Annotated in this window: 27 protein-coding genes; 13 read left to right on the top strand and 14 right to left on the bottom strand. The window is 72.1% G+C overall.

All coding sequences use genetic code 11. The features are described from left to right. Positions 1 to 1,207, top strand: a 1,207-nt coding sequence (locus tag VKN16_01365) for an AMP-binding protein (GenBank protein HME92849.1), incomplete at its 5' end; no start/stop codon positions are given. Here the strand turns inward: VKN16_01365 and VKN16_01370 are convergent. The 4 genes from VKN16_01370 to VKN16_01385 form a co-directional block, all read right to left on the bottom strand. Further along, positions 1,178 to 1,438 carry a hypothetical protein gene (locus tag VKN16_01370; protein ID HME92850.1) on the bottom strand — a complete coding sequence of 87 codons (261 nt, stop codon included), beginning with the start codon at positions 1,436 to 1,438 and terminating at the stop codon, positions 1,178 to 1,180. The two genes, VKN16_01365 and VKN16_01370, sit on opposite strands and share 30 nt — an antisense overlap. 99 nt (positions 1,439 to 1,537) lie before the next feature. Further along, positions 1,538 to 1,690, bottom strand: coding sequence for a hypothetical protein (locus VKN16_01375; GenBank protein HME92851.1), 153 nt, complete (start codon positions 1,688 to 1,690; stop codon positions 1,538 to 1,540). A gap of 381 nt (positions 1,691 to 2,071) precedes the next feature. Further along, complete coding sequence (locus tag VKN16_01380; GenBank protein ID HME92852.1) at positions 2,072 to 3,046, bottom strand: 2-hydroxyacid dehydrogenase; 975 nt, start codon at positions 3,044 to 3,046, stop codon at positions 2,072 to 2,074. Beyond that, on the bottom strand, positions 3,043 to 3,411 hold the full coding sequence (locus tag VKN16_01385; protein ID HME92853.1) for a PaaI family thioesterase: 369 nt from the start codon (positions 3,409 to 3,411) through the stop codon (positions 3,043 to 3,045). Before VKN16_01385 ends, VKN16_01380 begins: the two co-directional genes overlap by 4 nt. Before the next feature lie 129 nt (positions 3,412 to 3,540). Here VKN16_01385 and VKN16_01390 point away from each other — a divergent pair, with 129 nt between their 5' ends. From VKN16_01390 to VKN16_01400, 3 genes are read left to right on the top strand one after another with little or no spacing between them, the layout of a single operon-like run. Further along, positions 3,541 to 4,416, top strand: coding sequence for a helix-turn-helix transcriptional regulator (locus tag VKN16_01390; GenBank protein HME92854.1), 876 nt, complete (start codon positions 3,541 to 3,543; stop codon positions 4,414 to 4,416). A 14-nt stretch (positions 4,417 to 4,430) separates the two neighbouring features. Further along, entirely contained in the window at positions 4,431 to 5,477 is a 1,047-nt protein-coding gene (locus VKN16_01395) for an amidohydrolase family protein (GenBank protein ID HME92855.1), read from the top strand. Further along, positions 5,474 to 6,307, top strand: coding sequence for a class I SAM-dependent methyltransferase (locus VKN16_01400; protein ID HME92856.1), 834 nt, complete (start codon positions 5,474 to 5,476; stop codon positions 6,305 to 6,307). Before VKN16_01395 ends, VKN16_01400 begins: the two co-directional genes overlap by 4 nt. Positions 6,308 to 6,745: 438 nt before the next feature. Here VKN16_01400 and VKN16_01405 read toward each other — a convergent pair whose 3' ends face one another. From VKN16_01405 to VKN16_01415, 3 genes are all read right to left on the bottom strand, one after another. Then, complete coding sequence (locus VKN16_01405; GenBank protein HME92857.1) at positions 6,746 to 7,582, bottom strand: hypothetical protein; 837 nt, start codon at positions 7,580 to 7,582, stop codon at positions 6,746 to 6,748. A gap of 61 nt (positions 7,583 to 7,643) precedes the next feature. Continuing rightward, positions 7,644 to 8,321 (bottom strand): hypothetical protein, encoded by a 678-nt coding sequence (locus VKN16_01410; GenBank protein HME92858.1) that lies wholly within the window; start codon positions 8,319 to 8,321, stop codon positions 7,644 to 7,646. A gap of 29 nt (positions 8,322 to 8,350) precedes the next feature. Next, the gene (locus tag VKN16_01415) at positions 8,351 to 9,604 is read right to left on the bottom strand and encodes an MFS transporter (GenBank protein ID HME92859.1); all 1,254 of its coding nucleotides are present in this window, start codon (positions 9,602 to 9,604) and stop codon (positions 8,351 to 8,353) included. A gap of 103 nt (positions 9,605 to 9,707) precedes the next feature. Between VKN16_01415 and VKN16_01420 the strand changes: the two genes are divergently transcribed. The 6 genes from VKN16_01420 to VKN16_01445 all read left to right on the top strand — a co-directional run bounded on the left by VKN16_01420 (position 9,708) and on the right by VKN16_01445 (position 15,971). After that, positions 9,708 to 10,724 (top strand): TIGR03617 family F420-dependent LLM class oxidoreductase, encoded by a 1,017-nt coding sequence (locus VKN16_01420; protein HME92860.1) that lies wholly within the window; start codon positions 9,708 to 9,710, stop codon positions 10,722 to 10,724. Positions 10,725 to 10,775: 51 nt separating this feature from the next. Beyond that, on the top strand, positions 10,776 to 11,585 hold the full coding sequence (locus VKN16_01425) for an enoyl-CoA hydratase/isomerase family protein (protein ID HME92861.1): 810 nt from the start codon (positions 10,776 to 10,778) through the stop codon (positions 11,583 to 11,585). Between the two features lie 28 nt (positions 11,586 to 11,613). Continuing rightward, positions 11,614 to 12,852, top strand: a complete 1,239-nt coding sequence (gene ccrA, locus VKN16_01430) for a crotonyl-CoA carboxylase/reductase (GenBank protein HME92862.1) — start codon at positions 11,614 to 11,616, stop codon at positions 12,850 to 12,852. 13 nt (positions 12,853 to 12,865) lie between these two features. Then, positions 12,866 to 13,894: a zinc-binding dehydrogenase gene (locus VKN16_01435; protein ID HME92863.1), complete on the top strand. Its 1,029-nt coding sequence runs from the start codon at positions 12,866 to 12,868 to the stop codon at positions 13,892 to 13,894. A gap of 224 nt (positions 13,895 to 14,118) precedes the next feature. After that, complete coding sequence (locus VKN16_01440; protein HME92864.1) at positions 14,119 to 14,808, top strand: hypothetical protein; 690 nt, start codon at positions 14,119 to 14,121, stop codon at positions 14,806 to 14,808. 20 nt (positions 14,809 to 14,828) lie between these two features. Next, positions 14,829 to 15,971 carry an MFS transporter gene (locus VKN16_01445; GenBank protein HME92865.1) on the top strand — a complete coding sequence of 381 codons (1,143 nt, stop codon included), beginning with the start codon at positions 14,829 to 14,831 and terminating at the stop codon, positions 15,969 to 15,971. A 207-nt stretch (positions 15,972 to 16,178) separates the two neighbouring features. Here the strand turns inward: VKN16_01445 and VKN16_01450 are convergent, their stop codons facing one another. Both VKN16_01450 and VKN16_01455 read right to left on the bottom strand, forming a co-directional pair. Beyond that, a complete protein-coding gene (locus VKN16_01450; protein ID HME92866.1) occupies positions 16,179 to 17,180 on the bottom strand; it encodes a TauD/TfdA family dioxygenase in 1,002 nt (333 codons plus the stop codon). Positions 17,181 to 17,322: 142 nt separating this feature from the next. Then, positions 17,323 to 18,123, bottom strand: coding sequence for a hypothetical protein (locus VKN16_01455; protein ID HME92867.1), 801 nt, complete (start codon positions 18,121 to 18,123; stop codon positions 17,323 to 17,325). An 88-nt stretch (positions 18,124 to 18,211) separates the two neighbouring features. Here VKN16_01455 and VKN16_01460 point away from each other — a divergent pair, with 88 nt between their 5' ends. Both VKN16_01460 and VKN16_01465 read left to right on the top strand, forming a co-directional pair. Further along, positions 18,212 to 18,529, top strand: a complete 318-nt coding sequence (locus VKN16_01460) for a PilZ domain-containing protein (GenBank protein ID HME92868.1) — start codon at positions 18,212 to 18,214, stop codon at positions 18,527 to 18,529. A gap of 26 nt (positions 18,530 to 18,555) precedes the next feature. Further along, positions 18,556 to 19,083: a RidA family protein gene (locus VKN16_01465; protein ID HME92869.1), complete on the top strand. Its 528-nt coding sequence runs from the start codon at positions 18,556 to 18,558 to the stop codon at positions 19,081 to 19,083. Positions 19,084 to 19,095: 12 nt separating this feature from the next. Here VKN16_01465 and VKN16_01470 read toward each other — a convergent pair whose 3' ends face one another. Further along, positions 19,096 to 19,863: a cobalamin-binding protein gene (locus tag VKN16_01470; GenBank protein HME92870.1), complete on the bottom strand. Its 768-nt coding sequence runs from the start codon at positions 19,861 to 19,863 to the stop codon at positions 19,096 to 19,098. After that, on the bottom strand, positions 19,860 to 20,042 hold the full coding sequence (locus VKN16_01475; protein HME92871.1) for a hypothetical protein: 183 nt from the start codon (positions 20,040 to 20,042) through the stop codon (positions 19,860 to 19,862). Before VKN16_01475 ends, VKN16_01470 begins: the two co-directional genes overlap by 4 nt. A gap of 15 nt (positions 20,043 to 20,057) precedes the next feature. On the opposite strand from VKN16_01475, the gene VKN16_01480 reads away from it, so the two are divergent. Next, complete coding sequence (locus tag VKN16_01480; GenBank protein HME92872.1) at positions 20,058 to 21,065, top strand: hypothetical protein; 1,008 nt, start codon at positions 20,058 to 20,060, stop codon at positions 21,063 to 21,065. 60 nt (positions 21,066 to 21,125) lie between these two features. Here VKN16_01480 and radC read toward each other — a convergent pair whose 3' ends face one another. Genes radC through VKN16_01495 form a run of 3 tightly spaced genes read right to left on the bottom strand, consistent with a single transcriptional unit; the run spans position 21,126 to position 23,856 of the window. After that, complete coding sequence (gene radC / locus VKN16_01485) at positions 21,126 to 21,833, bottom strand: DNA repair protein RadC (protein HME92873.1); 708 nt, start codon at positions 21,831 to 21,833, stop codon at positions 21,126 to 21,128. Between the two features lie 32 nt (positions 21,834 to 21,865). Further along, on the bottom strand, positions 21,866 to 22,303 hold the full coding sequence (tsaE, locus tag VKN16_01490) for a tRNA (adenosine(37)-N6)-threonylcarbamoyltransferase complex ATPase subunit type 1 TsaE (protein HME92874.1): 438 nt from the start codon (positions 22,301 to 22,303) through the stop codon (positions 21,866 to 21,868). Further along, the gene (locus tag VKN16_01495; protein ID HME92875.1) at positions 22,300 to 23,856 is read right to left on the bottom strand and encodes an NAD(P)H-hydrate dehydratase; all 1,557 of its coding nucleotides are present in this window, start codon (positions 23,854 to 23,856) and stop codon (positions 22,300 to 22,302) included. The genes tsaE and VKN16_01495 overlap by 4 nt, the downstream gene beginning before the upstream one ends. Positions 23,857 to 24,063 lie beyond the last annotated feature (207 nt).

The raw sequence follows: 24,063 nt of genomic DNA on the forward strand, positions 1-24,063 counted from the left end.
GCGGCACGTGATCGTGGACGCCGACGATCCCTACCCGGGCTGCGCACGCCTGCGCGACGTGCTCGAGGATGGCGACGCGCCGGAGTGGGCCGCGGCCCTGCGCGCGGCCCGTGCCGCGGTCGAGCCGGCGGATCCATACACGATCCTCTACACCTCGGGCACGACCTCGTTCCCGAAGGGCGCGGTGATCAGCCACCTCAACTGCCTCCCGCACGGCTGGTGGTGCGGCGAGGTGATGCGCATGAGCGCGGACGACCGCGTGCTGCACGCCCTGCCGCTGTCCGGCACGTGGGGCGGCCTCTGCATTCCCTTAGCATCCTTCACCCACGGCAGCGCGCTGGTCCTGATGGAGTCCTTCGAGCCCGCGGTGGCCCTGCGGCTGATCGAGGCCGAGCGCATCACGGTGTGGAACGGCGTCGACACGATGGCGATCCCGATGCTGGAGCACCCGGACCTGGCCCGGCGCGATCGATCGCGCCTGCGCACCGGCGGCTTCGCGGCCACCGGCGGCGGCGTCGAAGGTCTCTTCGAGGCGGTGGTCGAGCGGCTCGGGGTGCGCCAGGCGTTCCAGCCCTACGGCATGACCGAGGTCAACGCGATGGCGATGGTGCACGATCTCGACGAGCCGCTCGAGGATCGCGCGCTCGCCGGCGTGTGGCCCGCTGACGGCATCGAGGCGCGCGTGGTCGATCCGGAGACCGGGCAGGACCGGCCGGTGGATCGCGAGGGCGAGCTGTGGCTACGCGGGCGGCTGGTCACCGCCGGCTACTACGAGAAGCCGGAGGAGACCGCGCGGGCCTTCACCGCCGACGGGTGGTTCAAGACCGGCGACCTGGCGGTGCGCGATGGGGCCGGCCGCGTGATCTTCATCGGCCGCCTGCGCGAGGTGCTGCGGGTGAGCCACTTCATGGTCGCCCCCGGCGAGATCGAGGCCTATCTGCAGACGCATCCGAAGGTGATGCAGGCCTTCGTCATCGGCGTGCCCGACGCGCGCACCAACGAGGCGGTGGCGGCCTACGTGATCCCGCGCGCCGGCGTCACCGATCTCACCGCCGACGAGGTGATCGCCCACTGCAAGGGACGCATCGCCTCGTTCAAGGTGCCCCGTCACGTGCGGATCGTGGCCGACGTACCGCGCACCCCGGGGCCCCACGGCGACAAGGTGCAGAAGGCGCGGCTACGCGAGATGTTCCTCGGCGAGGGCTGAGCGCGCCGCCGCGATCTCCTCGCGCACCGAGCCGGCGCCCGGAAACTCGCGCTTGGCCCGCCGGTACCAGTACTGCGCGTTGTCGAGATCGCCTTCCAGGGTGTGGACGATGCCGTGCAGCCACGAGCCCAGGATCGACTTCTGCTCCTGCACGATCTCGTGGGCCCGCTGCCAGTCTCCGGCCGCGAGGAGATCCAGGGCGCGGGCGAGAGCGTCCGACGCGGGCTTCATGCCGCCCGATGAGCGCTGGCGCGAAGAGGCCCGACCGCCAGACCGACGTGTTCCACGATCATCGTGCTCCGAAGTCTACCGCAGTCGTGTTGCCTCCGCTCACCACGACGCCGACGCGAGCTTGAGCGTGAGGGGAAACGGGGCGAGGCCGAGATCGGCGCCGGAGAGGTGCACCACCGGCGTCACCCGGATGTGCGGCTGGATCAGGCTATACGTCTGCTCGATGCCGGAGCGATCGACCCGCGTGGTCACCGCCCGTCATCGTACCAGCCGCCGCCCTGTCCCGGGCACTGGCACTCGGGCGTCGCGCAGGGCCCGGAGCCATCCGCGTGGCAGTGCATGCTCATCAGGTGCCCGCACGGGCACAGGCCCCGGATGGGAGGCGGCGACGGGACCTCCGTGTGCCGCTCGCCCGCCGAGAGGCAGCCTGGATCGAGGCGGGAGGAGATGATCTGGCGAGACCCGACGTGAACGTTCATGGCGCGCCGAGAGCGCAAGCCGGGTGCCAGGATGGAGGCCAAGTCCGATCACTACTTAGCCGCCCGGGCCCGACGTCGTTACCGGTCAGTGGCAGGCCGACTGCCATGGTTCGGTACACCGGCCGTCGGCAGGAGTTGCGCCCTCGGGCGCCGCTCAGGCCACGAGGTTGACCGGCGCCTCGCCACGCGCCACGCGGTGGATGTTCTCGGCGATCACCGAGGCGCGCGCCTCCATCATGCCCTCGGTCCAGCCCGACACGTGCGGAGTCATCAGCACGTTCGGCAGCGTGTGGAACGGGCGATGGCCGGGATGGGTCGGCGCGCCGCCCGACGGATAGCGGTACCAGACGTCGAGGGCGGCCGCGGCGATCGCCCTCCGGTGGAGGGCCTCGTAGAGCGCGTCCTCGTCCACGACCTCAGCGCGCGCCACGTTGATCAGCACGGTCGTGGGCTTCATCAGGCGGAGGCGTCGCGCGTCGATCAGCCCGCGGGTCTCGGTGGTGAGGGCGAGCGTGACCGCGACGTAGTCGCTGCGCCCGAGCACCTGGTCGAGCGCCTCCGGCCCGCGCACGAAGGCCAGCCCGTGGGGATCGGGCCGCGAGGCGTCCCGGCGGACGGCCAGGACCTCCATGTCGAACGCCCGCGCGCGCCGCGCAAGGGCCTGGCCGATCCGCCCGTAGCCGAGGATGCCGAGCGTCTTGCCCGCCAGCTCGGGCCAGAGCGGCGCCGGGCTGCCCGACCAGACGCTGTCCCATTGCCCGCGCCGGAGGTCGGCGTCCACGCGGCAGAAGTCGCGGGCGACCGCCAGCATGGCGCCGATGACGTACTCCGCGATGCCGACGTCGTGGCCGTAGGCGTTGGCGAGCGCGGTGCCCGGCCCGAGCGCGCCCCGGTCGATGCGATCGAGCCCGGCGCCCGGGACCTGGACGAGCCGCAGGCGCGGGGCGGCCTCCGCCATCTCCCGGGTGAAGCCCATGCCGACCAGCACGTCCACGTCGCCCAGCCGCGGGAGGATCTCGCGCTCGTCGCCCGCGATGACCTCGCACGGCACGCGCAGTCGCGCGCGCACCCGATCGATCACGTGGCTCGCGAAGACGCCCGCGAAGGCGACCCGGAGCGGCGACGTCACATGAGCACCATCTGGGTCTGGGTGGTGAGCGACAGCAGCCGCCCCGACTCGTCGGTGACCCGCGTCTGCCAGACCTGGGTGCGCTTGCCCTTGTGCAGCGGCGTGGCCTCGGCGCGCACCAGCCCGCTGCGGCCCGCCGCGAAGAAGTTGGTCTTGGACTCGAGCGTGGTCGTGCTCGCGCCCGCCGGCAGGTTGACCACGGTGGCGGCCGCGCCCACCGTGTCGGCCAGCGCCATCAGGGTACCCCCGTGCAGCGCGCCGCCGACCGTGCGCAGCTCGTCACGGATGGTCAGCTCGGCGACCACGCGGTCCGGCGTGGCTAGGACGATGCGCAGGCCGAGCAGCGTGCTCAGCGTGCCGCTCATCCGCTCGTTGAACAGCTCGGGATCGATCGCCATGGTCTCTCCTCTCGGGCTCCGGCCGGAGCGTCGCGGCCCTCCCGGCCTCGACGATCCTGGCTCCGAGCGCGCGCCGACTCAATTACCTCCCAGGTAATGGCGAAGGCGCATGGCGCGGTGTACCGTGCCGCCATGAAAACCGCCGCCGCATCCACGAAGACGACGAAGGCCAGCCCGGTGGGCCGGCTCATCAAGCACTGGCGGGAGCGCCGCCGCCTGAGCCAGCTGAGCCTGGCCGTCGACGCCGAGATCTCCACCCGGCACCTGAGCTTCATCGAGACCGGCCGCGCCCGGCCGAGCCGGGACATGGTACTGCTGCTGGCGCGCGCGCTGGAAGTGCCTCCGCGCGGGCGCAACGACCTGCTGACCGCGGCGGGTTTCGCCCCGGTCTATCGCGAGACCGCGCTGGACTCACCGGCGATGGGGGATGTGCGACGGGCGCTCGATTTCATCCTGCGCCAGCAGGAGCCGTTCCCCGGCCTCGTGATCGACGGGCACTGGAACCTCTTGATGGCGAACCAGGGCGCCGCGCGGCTCATGGAGCGATTCCTCGAGCCGGGCGGCGCGGCGGCGGTGGGCGACCGTCCCAACGCGATGCGGCTCTTCTATCATCCGCGCGGCCTGCGCCCCTACATCGTGAACTGGGAGCCGACCGCGGCCGCGCTGATCCAGTGGCTGCACCTCGACCTGGCCCGCGGTATCGGCGACGCCGAGACGCGGCGGCTCCTGGACGAATTGCTGTCCTATCCCGACGTGCCGCAGAAGTGGCGGACGCTCGATCTCGATCTGACTCCGGCGCCGTTCCTGGCCGTCGAGATGCGCAAGGGCGACCTCGACGTCAGGTTCTTCTCCACCCTGACCAGCCTTGGCGTACCCTACGACATCACGCTGCACGAGCTGCGGGTGGAGTGCTTCTTTCCCGCCGACGCGGCGAGCGAGGCGCGGCTGCGCGCGCTGGCCGGACCCGGATAGGCACGAGGAGCGACATGACCGAGACGACGCGGCCCACCCAGTTCGGACGCATCCACGCTCCCGACGCCGAGTGGCTGGCCCGCAATCCGCCCGAGCCGGTCCTCGAGCCCGACCTGCCCATCATCGACACGCACCATCACCTGTGGGATCGCAACGGCCACCGCTACTTCCTCCACGATTTCCTGGCCGACGTGGCGACCGGCCACACGGTCGTGGCCACCGTGTTCCTCGAGTGCCACTCGATGTACCGCGCGGGCGGGCCGGAGGAGATGCGGCCGGTGGGCGAGACCGAGTTCGTGACCGGCCAGGCCGCCATGAGCGCCAGCGGAATGTACGGGTCGACGCGCGTGGCCGCCGGCATCGTCGGCTTCGCCGATCTCACCCTCGGCGACCGGGTGGAGCCGGTGCTGGAGGCGCACCTGCGCGCGGGCGGCGGGCGCTTCCGCGGCGTGCGGCACGCGGCGGCGTGGGACGCCGACCCGGTCATCGGCAACAGCGAGGTCGCCGGCGGCCCGCATCTCTACCGGCGTCCCGACTTTCGCGCCGGGCTCGCGCGCCTGACCCGGCTGGGCCTCTCGCTCGACGCCTGGGTCTTCCATCCGCAGCTGGCCGACGTGGTGGACCTGGCGCGGGCGCATCCCGACGCCACCATGGTGCTCGGTCACGTGGGCGGCGTGCTCGGCTACGGCGCCTACGCGGGCAAGGGGCCGGAGGTCTTCGCGGCGTGGAAGCCGCAGATGGCCGAGCTGGCCCGCTGCCCCAACGTGAGCGTCAAGCTCGGCGGCATGATGATGCGCCTGGCCGCCTACGATTACCGCACGCAGCCGAAGCCGCCGACCTCTACCGAGCTGGCCGCCCTCTGGCGCCCCTACTTCGAGACCTGCATCGAGCTGTTCGGGCCGGATCGCTGCCTCTTCGAGAGCAACTTCCCGGTGGACAAGATGGGCATCGGCTGGGTCCCGCTCTGGAACACCTTCAAGCGCATCGCCTCGGGCGCGTCCGCCTCGGAGAAGCAGGCCCTGTTCAGCGGCACCGCGCGGCGGGTCTATCGCCTGCCGTGACGGACCCGCGGCGCGCCAACCGCGATCTCTGGAACGCCTGGACCCGGATCAACCTCCAGTCGGATTTCTACGACGTCGAGGCGTTCGCGACCGGGCGCGGCCGGGATCTCGACGCGATCTGCCTGGCCGGGCCGGGCGACGTGCGGGGCAAGTCGCTCCTCCACCTGCAGTGCCACTTCGGCATGGATTCCATCCGGTGGGCGCGACGTGGCGCGACGGTGACCGGCGTGGACTTCTCGGAGGAAGCCCTCGCGGCGGCGCGCGCCCTGGCCGCGCGCATGGGCGTGCCCGTCACGTTCATCCACGCCGACGTCTGCGATCTGCCCGCGAAGCTCGACGGCTGCTTCGACGTCGTCTTCACCTCGCACGGCGTGCTCTGCTGGCTGCCCGATCTCGAGCGCTGGGCCAGGGGGGTCGCGCGCTGCCTGGCCCCCGGCGGGCTCTTCTTCATCGTCGATGCGCACCCCATGCTCCTCTGCTTCGACGACCGGCCGGCCGAGCCCGATCTGCGGCTACTCTACCCGTACTTCCGCGGCCCCGAGCCGATCCGCGAGGAGCACCCCGGCTGCTACAGCGCGCCCGAGGCGCCGATCACGAGCGTCGAGCACGTCTGGCTGCATCGGCTCTCGAGCATCATCGGGTCCCTCGCGCGGGCCGGCCTGCGGGTCGAATCGTTCGAGGAGTATCCGTTCCTCGGGTGGAAGTTCTTTCCGTGGATGCAGCAGGGCGCAGATGGCTGGTGGCGGCTGCCGGACGACCGGCGGATTCCCACCGGCGCGGGCAGCCTCCCGCTCATGTTCTCGCTGAAGGCCAGCCGCTCCTCCGCTTGACAGGCCAAACGCCGGCATAGTATGTGGGGCATCCAGGGTAGTCCTCCGGGGCGACCCATCGTCGGGTCAGGACGTGAAGCGACTCCTCTTTCATCTCCTCGTGGCCGGCGCCGCGGTCGGGAGCCTCGCGCTCCTGGCCGGTGCGGTGATGCTGGTGCTCCGGCCGGCGCAACCCACTGAAAACCCGATCGATCCCAGCCGGGACCCGGCCGGAGAGGTCGCCGGGCGAGTGGCCAAGGTCGAATCGGGCATCATCCTCGTCAGCTCGGAGCCGCCGAGCAGCGGGCTGGTTCCGCTGGTCCTGACGAGAGATACGATGATCATGGTCGGCTCGAGCGCCGGGTGGCCCACGGATATCCGTCCGGGCGGTCAGATCAAGGTCGTCTACGACCTGTACGAGGGCAAGCGGCTAGCTCGATCGGTCCAGGTGATCACCGATCAGGCGACGAAGCGGACGGCCGCCTCCGAGCTGCTGCCCAGGCCCGCAGTGGCCCAGAAGGCCTCCGACCCGCCAAAAGCGGCGGATCCGCCGAAGCCCACGACGCCTCCGGTCGTGGCCGAGAAGACGCAGCTCGCCCCGCCCGCCAAATCATCCGGGCCGGAGCCGGCGGCCCGGTCGGGCGCCGCCGTCAAGACGGAGTCCCCGGCCGCGGCCGGACCGACGCCCGCCAGGGCCGCAATCCCGAGCCCGGCTGTGGCCGTGGCACCGCCTGCGAAGACGAGCGCACCGACCCCCGCCGCGTCCACACCGGCTCTGCCGGCGCCGCCCGCTTCCCCGGCGTCGCCGGCGGCCAGATCGACACCGCCCCCCGTGACCGCAGCCCCGGCAGCACCTCCGGCTCCGGCGCCCCAATCAACGCAGCAGCCGGTCAAAGCGCCCTCGCCGGGCGCCACCGGCGAGCCCATGCCGAAGGCCAGCTCGAGTCCGCCGACTTCGCCCCGGGCAGTGACCGTGACGCCGGCCCCGCTTCCACCGCCGGGAAAAGTCGCGCCGGCGTTGCCCGCCCCTACGGCGCCGGCTGCGGCGCCGCCAGCGGCCGGGCCACCCGCAGCTGCCCGGCCGACCGCCGCGGCGCCGACGTCGGCCCCGACGCCGGCCGCCGCGCCGCCTGCTCCGGCGCGCGCGGCCGCACCTCCTTCGGCGCCCGCGGTGCCGGCCGCCGAGCCAGCGCCGGCCCCGACACCGACGGTGGCCGCGCCGGCGGCTCCGCCTAGGCCGGCCGCCGCCGCGCCCGCGTCTCCGCCGCCGCGTCCGGGACCGGCGCCCGCGCGCACGCCTGCGCCCGTCCGGCCGGCGGAGCCCGATGCGACCGACGGCTCCGCGGCAGTGGACTGGCTACTGAAGGGACGACGGTAGCTCGACCGTCTTGACCCAGATGCCGGGCGAGCCCGGCGCGTGCTGCATGTGCGGTCGGATCTTCTGCGTCACCGGCGAGGCATCTCGCTGGGCCAGCCACTCCGCGCTCTCCGACACCTTCGGGTGCTCGAATTCGTAGAGCGTGAGATAGGTCGGTGCGCCTTCGACCGCCCGGTACCGCCGGCCCCGGATCACGCCGGGCACCTTCTCGTAGTTGGGCACGTAGATGGTGTTGTACCAGTCGTTGAACTCGCGATCGACCTCGGGCGGCACGTCCATGCGCCCGATCTGCAGTGACGGCGCCATGGGCGTCCGCGCCGCCTCGGCGGTCAGTGCGGTCGGATGGATCATCGTGTAGACGTTGCGGATGAACGGCCGGCCGATCGCCTGGGGCCCGACCCGCTTCGTCCACGGCGTGGGATTGGCCTGCACGTGCTTGTAGGCCGGGCTGTCGAGCACCGCCACGCTGTCTAGCTCGTAGCAGGCCAGGTGCTTCGGGCCGCCCTTGACTGCCTCGTAGCGCGCACCGCCGAGGAAGCCGGGGATCGCCATGCGCTCGGGCAGGTGCTCGTCGTTGTACCAGCGGTTGAACTCGTCTTCCTGCGCGGCGGGGACGTCCGCCCAGACCATCAAGAGTCCGGTGCCCTTCCTGGCCATGGTGTGCCCTCCTCTGCGGCCAGGGTATATCACGAGGCCCGGGCGGCGCCGCGTGGCTCGAGTCCGCCATCGTCGCGGGTGCGGCCGCAGAGCACGGCGGCCGCAGCGAGCACCTCGAGCGTCACCAGGCACCACAGCGCGGGCTGATAGCTGCCCAGCGCGTCGTGGAGCACGCCCACCAATCCCGGCCCCAGCGCGACGCCGGCCTGGGTGGCCGCGCCGACGAGGCCGAACACGGTGCCGAACGATCGCGGCCCGAACTCCGCGCGGGCGAGCAGCGGTGGAAACGTGATCAGGTTGCCGACGCCGAGACCGAAGACGAGGCTCGCCGCGATCAACACCGCGGAGGACGGCCAGGCGGCCATCGCGGCGAGCGCGGCGCCCTGCGCGCCGATGTTGACCGCGGAGAGCTTCCGCAGGTCCACGCGATCCGACAGCACGCCCAGGACGATCCGGCCGAGCAGCGCCGCCACCGTGGTCGCGCTCACCGTGAGCGCGGCCTGGCCCTCGCCGATCGCGGGCTCCAGCACGCTGATCTGGTGCACGAGGAAGCCGACCTGGGCGGCCAGCGCGAGCGCGAACGGGACCATCAGGGTCCAGAGCCGCGGCTCGCGCAGTACCTGCGGTCGCGTCCAGATTCGCGCCTGGCGCGGTCCCTCCGCCGCCGACGCCGACGGCCCGTCGCGACGCAGCTCGGAGGCGACCTGCTCGGGGGCCGGCCGCGGTCCGATCACGCCCCAGACGAGCGGCAGTCCGATGGCGAGCAAGGCCGCGGCCGCCGCGAGCGTGGCGAGCCGGAAGCCGTGACGCTGAACGAGCGCGACCAGGATCGGCACCAGCACCATGCCGCCCACGCTGGCGCCGGTCAGGGCTAGGGTCATGGCGAGACCCTGGCGGCGTCCGAACCAGGGCAGCAGCGTGCTGCTGAGCCCGGTCGAGCTGAGGCACGACCAGGAGGTCGCCATCACCAGGTAGACCGCGAAGAGCTGCCAGGGGGCGGTGATCACGCCGAGCAGCGCGACGGCGGCGGCCATGGTCACCACGCCGTAGGTGAGCACGCCGCGCGGGCCGTGACGGTCGATCAACCCGCCCACCACGACGAGGCAGCCGGCGCTGAGCGTGTAGTACGTGGTCACCGCGACCGAGATGAGTCCGGCCGACCAGCCGTGCAATCGGCTCAGCGCGTGGAGGTAGACGCCGAGGCCGTAGAAGCCGAGTCCCCACGAGAACGACGCGATGATGCCGCAGGCGACGACGACGGCCCAGCCCCGATACAGCGGCATTGTCTAGTTATACGGCATGCCGCCCCTCTCCCCAGCCGGCAGCGGCTGAGGTAGACTCGGAGCGCAGTCCGGCCGCAGATCCGCGGACAAAGGAGACCTCACGGTGAAGCTCGACGTGTCCATGCTGACCCACGACCTCAAGACCATCCCGGACTACGCCCGGAAGGTCGAGGCCATGGGCTACGATTGCCTCTGGTCCTCGGAGACGCAGCACGATCCCTACCTGCCCCTGGCCGTCGCCGCCACCTCGACGTCGCGGATCAAGCTCGGCACGAACATCGCGACGGTCTTCTCGCGAAGCCCGATGATCACCGCGCACACCGCGTGGGATCTGCAGAAGGCCTCGGGGGGCCGCTTCACTCTCGGGCTCGGCACCCAGGTGAAGGCGCACAACGAGCGGCGGTTCTCGGTGAAGTTCGAGTCTCCCGGCCCGAAGATGGCCGAGGCCATCCGGGCGATCCGGGCGATCTGGGACTGCTGGCAGAACGGCTCGAAGCTCAACTTCAAGGGCCAGTTCTACACCTTCGACGTGATGACCCCGTTCTTCAACCCCGGCCCGATCGAGCACCCGAAGATCCCGATCTACATCGCGGCGGTCAACCCGCTCATGTGCCGGATCGCGGGTGAATTGTGCGAGGGCATGCACGTGCATCCGTTCAACTCGCCCAGGTACTTGCGCGAAACCGTGCACCCCGCGGTGGAGGAAGGGCTCAAGCGCTCGGGCCGCTCCCGCAAGGACTTCACCTACGCGACCGCGACCTTCGTGGTGGTGGGCGAGACCGAGAAGGAGCGCGCCGCGCAAGCCCAGACCGTCAAGCAGCAGATCGCGTTCTACGGGTCGACGCGCACCTACGAACCGGTGCTGGCCGCCCACGGCTGGCAGGGCCTGACCGGCCAGCTCCACCGCAAGTCGGTGGAGGGCGACTGGAAGGGCATGGCCGACCTCATCACCGACGAGATGCTCGATACCTACGCGGTGACCGCGACCTACGAGAACCTGCACGCGAAGATCCTCGAGCGCTACCAGGGGCTGCTCGACCGCACCGGGCTTTACCAGCCGTACCAGCCGAATCTCGACGACCCGCGCCTGCCCGCGATGGTGCGCGCGTTCAACGGATGAGGCGTCCCTCAGGGTGAGGGGCAGGTCAGACAAGAGAAGATCGGAGAGACGATGACCGACAAAGTGCAGGTGGAGATCAAGGGCGACGTCGCCACGATCCTGCTGAACAAGCCCGAGCGCCTGAACGCGCTCGACAACGAGATGTGGCACGGCATCGGCGACGCCTGCCGCGCGGTGAACGCGGCGCCCGACGTGCGCGTGGCGGTGCTGATGGGCGGGGGCGGCTGCTTCTGCGCCGGGCTCGACGTGAAGGCGGGCTCCACGCTCAGCGCCGCCCTCGACGGCCTGTCGCCCGCCCAGTCCCTGGTCCGCATCCGCGAGCACCTGGCCGGCCACCAGGCCTCGTTCTCCGCGGTGGAGTCGCTGCGCGTGCCGGTCATCGGGGCCATCCAGCGCGCGTGCATGGGCGCGGGGCTCGAGCTGGCCCTCTGCTGCGACGTGCGGCTGGCCGCCGAGGGCACGCTCTTCTCGATCCCGGAGGTGCAGCTGGGCCTCGTGCCGGACATGGGCGGCACCCAGCGGCTGCCCCGCACCGTCGGCGTCGGGAAGGCCAAGGAGCTGATCTACTCGGCGCGCCGCTTCGACGCCGCCGAGGCGCTGCGCATCGGGCTCGTGCAGCACGTGTACCCGGCCGGCGAGCTGCAGGCCCGCGTGGGCGAGCTGGCCGCGGAGATCGCGGCCAACGCGCCGCTGGCCGTGCAGGCCGCGAAGCGCGCCATCGACGGCACCTACTACGGCGACATGCGCGCCTGGCTCGACTGGGAGACCGCGCAGGCCGCGGGTCCACTCCTGTCCGAGGATCGCAAGGCCGGCCTCGCGGCCGCGGCGGCCCGCACGCGCGCCGACTTCAAGGGCAAGTAGCCGAGCAAGCAACAACCCGGAGGACGTCATGGCTGATCTCTACGACCTGGGCGACCGGCCCCCGCTCGGCGACGTGCCGAAGCGCATGCACGCCTTCGCGGTGCGACAGAGCCGCTTCGGCCAGCCCCGCGACGCCTGGAAGCGCGAGGTGCTCCCCACGCCCACGATCGGCCCCGACGAGGTGCTGGTCTACGTCATGGCGTCGGGCATCAACTACAACAACGTGTGGGCCGCGCTCGGCCAGCCGCTCGACGTCATCGCGGAGCGGCAGAAGCTGGGCGAGCCCGAGGACTTTCACGCCGGGGGCAGCGACTGCTCCGGCATCGTGTGGGCCGTCGGGACCGACGTCAAGAACGTGAAGGTCGGCGACGAGGTGATCGTGCACAGCGGCTGGTGGCGCCCTGACGATCCCTGGGTGCGCTCGGGCAAGGACCCCATGCTCGCCGAGTCCACCCGCATCTGGGGCTACCAGACCAACTACGGCAGCTACTGCCAGTTCGCGCGCGCGCAGGCGCACCAGTGCATCGCCAAGCCGAAGCGCCTCACCTGGGAGGCCGCGGGCTGCTTCCTCCTCTGCGGCTCCACCGCCTACCGGATGCTGATGGGCTGGGCTCCGCACACCGTCGAGCCGGGCGACGTGGTGCTGGTGTGGGGCGCCACCGGCGGGCTCGGCAGCCTCGCGCTCGAGATCGTGCGGGCGCAGGGCGGCCGGCCCATCGCGGTGGTGTCCGACGACGCCAAGAAGAAGTTCTGCCTGGAGCACGGCGCGGTCGGCGTGATCAACCGGTCGCAGTTCGATCACTGGGGGCCGATGCCGGACACCCGGGACGCGAAGGCCTACGGCACCTGGGCCAAGGGCGCGCGAGCCTTCGGCAAGGCGGTCTGGGACGCGCTCGGTGAGCGCACCAATCCGAAGATCGTCTTCGAGCACCCGGGCGAGGCCACACTGCCCACCTCGGAGTTCGTGTGCGGCACCGGCGGCATGATCGTCATCTGCGCGGGCACCACCGGCTACAACGTCACGCTCGATCTGCGCTACCACTGGATGCGGCAGAAGCGCTTCCAGGGCAGCCATCTCTCCAACGACGAGCAGGCGCTGGCGGTGACCCGGCTGGTCGAGGCCGGGAAGGTCGACCCGTGTCTCTCGCAGACGTACGGGTTCGACGAGCTGCCCGAGTGCCACCAGCTCATGCTCGACAACAAGCACCCGTACGGAAACATGGCGGTGCTGGTGAACGCGACCAGGACCGGTCTCGGAGCCTCGTGATCCGGGCGCGCCGGTGAAGGCGCTCGCCTTCCACCAGCACGGCGGGCTCGACACGCTCGGCTACCAGGACGTCGCCGACCCGAAGATCGGCGACGGCGACGTCCTGGTGCGCGTGCGCGCGGCCGCGCTGAACCACCTCGATCTCTTCGTGCGCGAGGGATTGCCGGGGCTCACCCTGCCCATGCCGTTCTGGACCGGCTGCGACATCGCGGGCGAGGTCGTCGAGGTGGGCGCGGCGGTGACCGACGTCCGCGCGGGCGACCGCGTCGCGGTGAATCCGAACCTCTCGTGCGGCCGGTGCGAGTTCTGCCGCAAGGGCGAGCACAGCCTGTGCGTGAAGTACGGCATTCTCGGCGAGCACACCCACGGCGGGCTGGCCGAGTACGTGAAGGTCGAGGGCCGGCACGTGGTGACGCTGCCCCAGCACGTCTCCTGCGAGCACGCGGCCGCCTTCATCCTGGTCAACATGACGGCCTGGCGCATGCTCGTCACCCAGGCCCGCCTGCGCGCGGGGGAGGACCTGCTGATCCTGGGCGTGGGCGGCGGCGTCTCGTCGGCCGCGGTGCAGATCGGCAAGCTCTGCGGGGCGCGGGTGTGGGTCACCTCGTCGAGCGACGACAAGCTCGAGCGCGCGCGGGCCCTCGGCGCCGACGAGTGCATCAACTACGCGACGGACGACTGGGTGCGGGTGATCGGGGAGAAGACGGGCCGGCGTGGCGTCGACGTGGTGCTGGAGAACGTGGGCGCGGCGACCTGGAAGGGCGCGATCCGCACGGTGGCCAAGGGCGGGCGCATCGTCACCTGCGGGGCCACGTCGGGGCCCGTCGCGGAGACCGACATCCGGCTCGTGTTCTGGAAGCAGCTCTCGATCATCGGGTCCACCATGTCGAACGACGCCGAGTTCCACACCGTGATGGGCCAGCTCTTCGGCGGACGGCTCGCCCCCGTCGTGGACACGGTGATGCCGCTCCGCGACGGGGTGGAGGCGCAGCGCCGCCTCGCGGAGGGACGGCAGTTCGGCAAGATCGTCCTCGTCCCCTGACCGACCTCCGCTTCTCGCTGGTCATCGTCGCGGACTGGTCCGCGGCCGCCACGCCGGGCCCGCCGCGGCCGACGCGCGACCGCTGCTGGGTCGCGTGGGGATCGCCCGGCCCCCGCGGGGGATCCCGCGCGGGCCGACGGCCTCCGCCGCGCTATTTCCGCACGCGGCTCGAGGCGCTCGCGTTCATCCGCGACCTGCTCGCCGCCGAGCCCGCCGCGGCCCTGGTGGGCTTCGACTTCGTGTTCGGCTATCCGGCCGACGCCCGGCTTCCCGCCGCCCGCGCCCTCTGCGCGCGACTGGCCGCCCTGATCACCGACGCGCCCGACGGCGCCAACAACCGGTTTGCCGTCGCGGGCGCGCTGAACCGCGAGATCCAGGCCGCGTGCGGCGGCGGATTTCGCGGGCCCTTCTGGGGGCATCCGCCGGGCCGGCGCTTCCGCCACCTGAGCCCGACGCGCCCGCGCCCCTTTCCCGCCGCGGTGAGCGACGGGCGCCTCGTGGAGCGCCGGCTCGCGGCCCGTCGCATCCAGAGCCCGTGGAAGCTCTTCACGCGCGCCTCGGTCGGCTCGCAGGCCCTGGTGGGGCTGCCCGCGGTGCACCGGCTGCTCACCGATTCCGCGCTGGCGCCACGCGCGCGGCTCTGGCCGTTCGAGACGCGATGGGACGAGGCGATCGGCGCCGACACCATCGTGCTCGCCGAGATGTGGCCGAGCCTGGTGGACTGCCGCGACCAGCCGTACCCGATCAAGGACGCGTGCCAGGTGGCGGCCGCGCGCGACTGGGCGCTGGACCGGCCTCGCGCCCTGCTGCGATCGCTGGCCCGTCCGCCCGGGCTCACCGACGACGAGGAGCGCTGCTGCCGGGAGGTCGAGGGCTGGATCGTCGGACCGAACGTGCCCGCCGGAAATGTATGAATGCAAGACCTGACCCCATCGTGCTGATCACGGCGGGGGTGACCGGCATCGTGACGTCGGTGACCATGATCGGGCCGCTGCTCGTGGACATCTCGCGCGACCTCGGGATCTCGCTCGGCCAGGCCGGCTTGCTGGCCGCGGCGGCGGGGGTGCCCCAGGCCTTGTTCTCGCCGTTCTCCGGGCTCCTGTCCGATCGCCTGGGACGCAAGCCGATGATCGTGATCGCATTCGCCGGCGTGGCCGTGCTGAGCTTCGCGGCCGCGCTCGCGCCCGGCTTCGCCGCGCTCGCGGCCACGCGCTTCGCGGCCGGTCTGCTCGGCTCGCTGGCCCCGACCAGCCTGATGGCCTCGGTCGGCGACCTCTTCCCGAGCGAGCGGCGCGCCCGCGCCATGGGCTGGTTCAACATGGGCTTCAGCTTCGCGGCGATCGGCGGCGTACCGCTGATGAGCGCGATCGGCGGCGCCCTGGGCTGGCGCTGGGCCTTCGTCACCATCGGCGTGGTCATGCTGCTGCTCGCCGGCTCCATCGGGCGCTGGTTCCCCCGCATCCCGCCGATGGCCTCGGGCACCAGCGTGCTCGCCACCTACCGCGCCGTGTGGGACGTGCCGCGGCTGCTGAACCTGCTGGGCGCCAACCTGGCCGAGCGCTCGCTCTTCGGGATGATCGCGATCTACCTGCCCGCGTTCGTGATGCTGAGCTTCCACCTGAGCGCGGTCGCGGTGGCGCCGGTGCTGATCCTGGTCGCGCTCGGCGCGATCGGCGGCAACATGCTGGGCGGCCGGCTGGGTGACCGCTTCCCCCAGCCGGTGATCTTCGTGGTCGCCCAGATCATCAGCGCCGGCCTCGGCCTGGCCCTGTTCGGCGCGGGCTTTCCCTTCGCGCCGGTGGTGACGCTGGCGGTGCTGCTCACCCTGTGCAACGCGGCGAGCCGGCCCGCGTTCCTCGCCTACGGCTCCGACCTGGCCCCGCGTCAGCGCGGGGCGATGTTCGGCCTCATCGCGCTGACGAACCAGAGCGGGCTCGTGATCGGCTCCACGGTCGGCGCCGCGGCCATCGGGGGCGGCGGCTATCGCGGCATGGCGTTGGCCGCCCTGGCGCAGGGCGTGCTGGCCGCCGCGCTCGCCCTGCCCCTGCTCGGACGCGCGCGCATGGCCCGCGAGTGAGGGCGCCCGTCACTTCAGAAGCAGCGCCACGCCCGAGACCAACAGGAGCACGCGGATGACGATCTGGAAGCCGCGCGGCGAAAGGCCGGTCCTGGGGGCACCGCAATGAGGCCCGACCCGAGGCCGGCCATGCCCCGCACCCGGTACGCCAGGAGCCGCACGAGCCCGGAGTGGACCGCGAGCGCGAGGGTCAACGAGCGGGCGGGATCAGGCGGTCGGGCGACCTTCGAGATGCCAGGTGCCCTCGTCGCGATTCCAGAGACGGAGCATGTGACGGCCCCCGCCCTGCCCCGGCACGGGGGTGTCCTTGAACGCGGTGCGGCTGTGGGCGAACTGGCGGTTGTGGAGGTACTGGAGCTGTCCCTTCTCGATCCGGAACTCGACCCAGCTGGCCGGGTCGTCGACGATCTCGCGGAGGGCGGAGAGGGCGGCCCGGCCCTCGTCGTCAAGCGGGTGGCCGGCCAGCCGATAGCCGTTGACGATGTAGTCCTCGTAGTAGCGCGCGGACAGCGTACCGCCGTACTCGAACACCGGCTGCCAGCTCACACGCGGGGCGTCGGGGGCGTGCTCGCCCTGGCGGTCCCACGGAAACGGCCGGTACAGGCGGGCGAGGAGATCCGGGCGCGTCCGCCGCAGGACGTTGTGTGCGGTGACCAGGCTCGCGAAGCGGCTCAACCCGCCTTCGAGCGCCGACTCCAGACAGAACAGCCCCACGAACGCGGGCGCCTTCCAGAGCCACCCGCCGTCGGTGTGGAAGGGCTGACCCAGGTTGGTGACGGAGCGGCGCACGCCGTAGCCGAGCGCCTGCCCGGTGTCGCGCACGTCGTACATGCGCGCGCCGGTGGCCTTCTGGGCGACGACCTGCCCGAGCATGGCCGCGAGCAGCCACCCGATGGCGCGGTTGTCCTCGGCGGCATAGCGCTCCACCGGAAAGCGGTCCACCACCGCGAGGCCGGTCTCGGTCTGCAGCTTCGTCCGCACCCGGGACATGAGGGCCGAGCACGCGCGGAGGGAGAAGTCGACCGGCGTGAGGCGCTCCAGCGGCCGGGGCGAGACGCGCAGCGTCGCCACCACCTGGTCCAGCTCGGCCACGCACGCCGGGGGCACCGGGATCAGCCAGCGATCGGGCGAGATGCGGTCGCGCGTCCAGGCCTTCTGGGGCTCGACGTCGTCCGTCGGGAGCCGGACCGCGATCTGCTCGCCGCTCACTCGATCGCCCTCCTCGATCACGTCAACTGCGCCGGCAGTATAGCACGCGCCGCATACTGGACTGGTTTCAGTCCAATCGCCTCGGCGACTGTCGGCTGTCGCTCCGGCGCGTCTCCGACGCGCTGGCGCGAGCCTGGACCGCCTAGTACCAGCGGGGGTCGCCGGGTAGCAGCGCCAGCGGCTTGCCGTCCACCTGCAGCACGCGCGGACGGATGGTGGGCACGGCGAGGCCGCGCAGGCCGTCGAGGACGTCGGCAGTGCGCGCGCCCGCCCGCTGCAGCAGCTCCAGGTTCTTGATGGTGGGCAGGCGCAGCGTGATCTCCTTCCGTCCGAGGGCCTCGAAGGCCTCCGCGGCGGTGAGCCACCGGGAGGCCACGATCTCGTGGCCGTCCACCTCGGGGGCCTGGTCGGGGGGCGCCTCGGTCGCGAAGAAGCGCGTGTCGAAGCGAAGCGGCTGCTCCTCCGGCGTGATCCAGTGGGCGAAGTACATGAGCCGGTCGGTGGCGAGCGTGAGCCCTTCGGCCCGCAGCATCGTGAAGAATGCCGGGTTCGACGACTGGCACGCGCGGCGATACGCCGCGAACCGCTCGTGGTTGTCCGGGCTTGGCCGCACGAACCCGCCGGCGGCGTCGTAGGCCAGCAGGATCCCCACCTCCTCGAAGGCTTCGCGAATCGCGCCCACCCAGTAGCCCAGGGCCTGGCGGGGCGTCAGGTCGCCCCCGAGCCGCGCGCTGGCCTCGGCGGCGGTGAGCCCGCGGCAGAAGCGCTCGACGTCGTCGGGAATGTCGTCGGCCTCCACCTTCCCACCCGCGAAGACGTAGTCGCCCGCCGCGAACTTGCTGCGCCCGTGGCGCTGCACCAGCAGGATCTCCGCGGGCCCCGCCGCGCGATCGCGCAGCAGCACGAGCGTGGCGGCGGCGGACGGAATCGCGGGTGGGCTCATGATGGGCGCGGGCCGTCTGCATTCTGACACGGCGCACGTCCGCACAAAACCCTTGTGAATTGCGGCCCCGGGATGGGACACTCCGCTCGTGCACGACCCTCATCGGATCGCCGGCCCGCGCCCGCCGGAGCATCGCCGGCACACGCGCGTGGTGACGTCCTGGCCGGTGACCGTGCGGACCGGGGATCGGCTCCTGCGTCTGCAGACCCTCAACCTGAGCGCCCTCGGTGCCAAGGTATGCCTGCAGCATCCCCTGCCGTTCGGCCGGCTGGAGGTCGGCCAGCCGGCACTCCTGCGGCTCGAGCCACCGGACGGGCCGCCGGTCGAGGTGGAGGCCATCGTCTGGCGCACCGACGACGACGGCCCCGCCTTCTTCTTCATCGGCACCACGCCATCCGCCGCCTAGCCGCCCCTTCCAACGAGGAGACGCCCATGGGCGCAGAAGCCAGGATCAAGGAGCTCGGCATCACCCTCCCCAGCCCGCCCAAGCCGATGGGCAATTACGTGCCGGGCGTGCGCGTCGGCAATCTGCTCTTCCTGTCCGGTCACGGGCCGATCCGCATCGAGGGCAACCCGAGCGCCCGCGGCAAGGTGGGGCGCGACCTGTCCACGGAGGACGCCTACAAGGTCGCGCGCGACGTGGGCTTGAACCTCCTGGGCTCGGCCCGCTCGATCCTGGGCAGCCTCGACCGGGTGAAGCGCGTGGTCAAGGTGCTGGGCATGGTGAACGCGGTCGAGAGCTTCGGGGAGCAGCCCAAGGTCATCAACGGCTTCTCCGACCTGATGGTGGAGGTCTTCGGGGAGAACGGCCGGCACGCCCGCTCGGCGGTCGGCATGGGCTCGCTGCCCGCGGGCATTCCGGTGGAGATCGAGATGATCCTCGAGGTCGGCGGCGGCAGCGCACCGGCCCGCAGGCCGGCGCGGGCGAAGCCCGCCAAGAAGTCCCGCAAGCGCCGCTAGAGAGCCGGCGCGCTAGGCGAACAGCGGCGGCAGCACCCGTAGCGCCTCCGCGATCCGCGGGCCGTACCAGGACAGCAGCTTGCCGTCCACGAGGTGGATCCGGCCGTCCCGCACCGCGGGCAGGTCGGGATACGGCGCGAAGTCGGCCTGGTGCACCCGTCGGAAGCGATAGGGCTCGTCGGGCAGCAGGATGACCTCGGCCCCCGCGGCCGCCACCGCGTCCAGCGTGACCTCGGGATAGCGCGTCTCCGCCTCCGCGAAGACGTTCTGGCCGCCCACCACCGCCAGCATGTCGTGGATGTAGGTGTCGCGGTTGATCGTCATGTAGGGCCGACGCCAGATCGGGCAGAAGACGCGCCGGCACCGGCGCCCAGCCGCGGCGGCGCGCACCTCGTCGTAGCGCGCCCGGAGCGCCGCTTCCATCTCGTGGGCCCGCGGCCCCGCCTCCAGCAGCGCGCCCAGCTCGCCGATCAGGCGGATGCCGTCCGCCACCGTGCGCGGGTAGGTCACGTGAACCGGGATGCCCCACGCGCGCAGGGTCTCGACGTGCTCGCGGACGTTCTCCTCCACGTTGGCGATGACGAGGTCGGCGCCGAGATCACGGATCACGTCGAGGCGCGGGTTCTTCTCGCCTCCGACCCGGGTCTTGGTGGCCACCCCCTCGGGCGGCTCGGTGCAGTAGATGGTGCAGCCGACGACCCGGTCCCCCGCTCCGATCGCGAACAGGATCTCGGTGATGCTCGGGATGAGCGAGACGACCCGGCGGGGCGCGGACGTCAGAGCTTGGCGGCCTGCTCGGAAAGGCGCTCGACGAGCCCGATCAGCTCCTTCAGGTTCTCGCGCAGCGTCTCTTCCGCCTTGCGCGCCGTCTCGAGGTGACCGCCCTCGACCGCATCCTCGAAGGTGGTGACCGCGACGCCGAACTCTCTCAGCAATCGACGCGTGCTGTCCTGCGGCATGCTTCGTAGGATATCATGGCGCGCAGTCACGACATGGTCGGCGCCCTCGATGGCCTGTATCGTGCGCTCTACCGCTCCGTGCTGGCGCGGCTGCCCGAGCGTCTCTCGATCGCGATCGGCCAGTGGGGCCTGCGCCATCTGCCGCTGGATCATCTGGGTCTCTTCCGCAACGACGATCCGCGCCTGGCCATCACCCTGGGCGGAGTGCGGCTGCCGAACCCGCTCATCCTGTCGTCGATGTACTACGACGTGGCGATCCTCCGTCGCGCCATGGGGCTCGGCTGGGGGGCGGTCACCGCCAAGAGCATCACGCCGGGCCCGCGTCCCGGCCATCCCGAGCCCAACCTCGTGCGCATCCAGACCGCGGAAGGGCCCGGACTGATCAATTGCAACGGGTTCAAGAATCCCGGGCTCGAGGCGTATCGCGCGGCACTGGCCGGGCTGTCGCACCGGGTGCCGCTGATCGTGGCCGCGGCGGGGGAATCCGCGGAGGACTACGTGCGCGTGGTGGAGGGGCTGCAGGAGTTCGGCGACCTCGTGGAGCTGAACATCTCCTCGCCCAACACGAAGCTGGTCTACGGCTGGTCCACCCGGCCTCACGAGCTGAAGGAGGTCTTCCGGGCCGTGCGGGCCGCCACCGTGAAGCCGCTGATCGTGAAGATCTCGCCCGACTTCCGGGAGACCAACGAGACGATCACGATCCCGGCCGCGCTGGATGCCGGCATCACGATCGTGAACTACGGCAACACCCGCCGCGTCGAGGAGCCGCGCCTCTCCCAGCGAACGGGCGGACTCTCGGGGCCGGCGCTGTTCGAGGTGACGCGGGAGAACGTGCGCCGGGTGCGCGAGCGCTTCGGCGCGCGCCTGGAGCTGATCGCTACCGGCGGGATCGACAGCCCCGAGAAGGCCCGCGCCGCGCTCGAGGCCGGAGCCACCGCGTGCGGCATCTTCACCGGATTCATCACGCGAGGCCCGCTGCTCGTGCGCCGGATCCTCGACGCCCTCGCCGCGGGACCACGATAGACCGCTGATCCTGGCCGACCACGCCCTCCGACCGGGAGGAAGCTGGCGAAGGCTAGCGCCTCACGTCTCGCCCCCGCGGGAGAGCGCGCCGCGCTGGGCGAGGCTGATGAAGCGCTCCCGTCCGATGATGACGTGGTCGTGGATGCGCAGGTCGAGCAGCTCGGAGCAGTCGACGAGCTGCCGGGTCAGCCGCAGGTCCTCCCGGCTCGGGGTCGGATCGCCGCTCGGGTGGTTGTGCAGCAGGATGAGGGAGGCGGCCGATTCCAGGATGGCCGGCTTGAAGACCTCCCGCGGGTGCACCAGGCTGGCCGAGAGCGTGCCCTCGGAGATGACCACATCGCGCAGCAGGCCGTTCTGGGCGTCGAGCAGGGCGACGCGGAACACCTCCTTCTTGAGGTCCTCCATCAGCGGTCCGTAGCGCGCGAAGACCTGCTCCGGGCTGCCCAGCACGACGCGTCCGTGTCCGTTGCGCGACCGCAGCCGGCGCGTGATCTCGAAGAGCGCGGCCAGACGCACCGCCTTCACCGGCCCCACCCCGCGGATGGCGCCGAGCTCCGCGACGCCGCGGCCGGCGAGCCCGGACAGCGATCCGTAGCGCGTCAGCAGGTCGCGGGCCATGTCCATGGCGCTTCGCCCGGCCAGCCCGCTGCCCAGCTGGATGGCCAGCAGCTCCGCGTCGGCCAGCGATTCGGCGCCCTTGTGGTAGAGCCGCTCGCGAGGTCGATCCTCGGCCGGCCACTGCCCGATCCCGCCCGCCGACGATGTCATGCGCCTCGGGTAGCACGCGCGCGCGGACGCGGTCAACGCGTCGGATCCGATACGGGCTCCTCGATACGGATCTCGCGCGGCTCGTCCCCGAGGCCGCTCAGGTGCACGTGGATGGTGCGCGCGGGGAGCAGCGGGAGCAGCTTGTCGGCCCACTCGATCACGGTCACCCCGTCGCCGTGCAGCATCTCCTCGAGCCCCAGGTCGACCAGCTCGGTCAGGCTGCCGGTGCGATAGGCATCGAGATGGTACACGGGCAGGCGGCCGCGATAGTGGTTGACCAGCACGAACGTCGGGCTCGTCACGGCGCCGGTGACGCCGAGCCCGCGCGCGAGACCCTGCAGGAAGCACGTCTTCCCCGCCCCCAGCTCGCCGGTGCACGCCACCACCGAGCCGGCCACGAGACGCGCGCCCAGCCGCTCGCCGATGGCCTGGGTCTCCTCGGGGCTGCGCGAGACGAGGGTCTGGCTCATCGCGCCCCCGTGAGCGCGCGGAGGGCTGCGGGCAGGCTCTCGATCAGGTCGCTCGCGATCATCGCGTACTCGCCGCGATCGCGCGCGGCCACGTCACCGGCCAGCCCGTGGAGATAGCAGCCGCCCCGCAGCGCCGCCACCGCGTCGACGTCGCGCGCCAGCAGCGCGCCCACGATCCCGGTGAGCACGTCACCCGAGCCGCCCTTGGCCATGCCCGGGTTGCCGGTGGGATTGATGGCCACGTGGCCGTCCGGCCCGGCGATCACGGTGTCGGCCCCCTTCAGCGCGAGCGCGACCCGATGCTCGCGCGCGAAGATGCGCGCGACCTCGATCCGATCGGCCTGCACCCGGTCGATGCCGACCCCCAGCATGCGCGCCATCTCGCCGGGATGCGGCGTGAGCGCCCGCGGGCCGGCCGCGTGCCGGAGCAGATCCAGGTGGCCGGCCAGCGCGCTCAGCGCGTCGGCGTCCACCACCATGGGGCGATCCAGCTCGCGGATCAGCGTGCGGGCCAGCTCCTGCGTCTCGGGATCGAGCGAGAGCCCGGGCCCGAGGGCGACGGCGTCCATGCCCCGCGCCAGCTCGAGCAGGCGATCGCGCGCCGCGTGAGCGAGGCTCCGCGCCGGCGTCTCGGGGAGCGCCTCGGTCATGTACTCGGGCGCTTGCGTCGCGATGATCGGCTGCTGCGAGCCGGGCGCCGCGATGGTGCACAGGCCGACGCCGGCGCGCAGCGCTGCGCGGCCGGCGAGCACCGCGGCGCCCGTCTTGCCGAGCGAGCCGGCCACCACGAGGAGTCGGCCGAAGCGGCCCTTGTGCGCGTCGGCCGGCCGCGGCGGGAAGAGCGGGCGCGCGTCGGCGGCCTCGAGGCGCCACGTGGTGATCCCGCGCCGCACGTCGTCGGCCGGCACGCCGATGTCCACGATCTCGACGGGGCCGGCGTACGCGGCGGCGGGGTACAGCAGCAGGCTCCGCTTCAGGCCCGCGAAGGTGACGGTGCGGGTCGCCCTCACCGTCGCGCCGGACACGGCCCCGTCGTCTCCCCCGAGGCCCGAGGGCAGATCGAGCGAAATGATCGGGGCGCCCGCCTGCCCCGCCCGATCGATGGCCTCGATGGCCGCGGCCACGGGGCCGCGCGCCGGCCCGGTGCCGCCGGTGCCCAGCAGCGCGTCCACCACGACCACGGCGCCATCGAGGGCGCGCGCGAGGGCCTCGACATCGGCCTCGGTCGCGATCTGCTCGGTGCGGCCGCGCCATCGTGCGAGCGCGGCGGCCGCGTCGCCGCGCACGTCGGCGCGCCGGCCCACCAGGAGCACGCGAACCTTCGCGCCCCGCGTCTGGAGCCTCCGCGCCACCACGAAGCCGTCGCCGCCGTTGTTGCCCTTGCCGCACACCGCGACGATGGACTTCCCGCGGATCGGCGCGTGCCATCTCGCGATGAGGTCGGCGGCGCCGGAGCCGGCGGCCTCCATGAGCCGCGGCCCCGGGATGCCCAGGTCGCGAATGGCCCGCGCGTCCAGCGCGCGCATCTCGGCGGCGGTGAAGACGGGCAGCACGGCGTCAGCGGGCCGGCCGGCGGCGGATCGGACACGGGACCGGAGCGAACACGCCAAACCGTAGCCCGGAAGCCGCGTCGACGCAACTTCGGGGCGGCGATCGGGCCAGGGGGCGTAGGACCTTGGTCCCATTGGCGCGATGGCGGGCACGCGTCACTCTTGGCCGGGGTGGCCGATACTCCGCGATCGCCCACGACACGAGTCGAG

This window comes from Candidatus Methylomirabilota bacterium (assembly GCA_035315345.1).
In the GTDB taxonomy this organism is placed as follows: Bacteria; Methylomirabilota; Methylomirabilia; order Rokubacteriales; family CSP1-6; genus CAMLFJ01.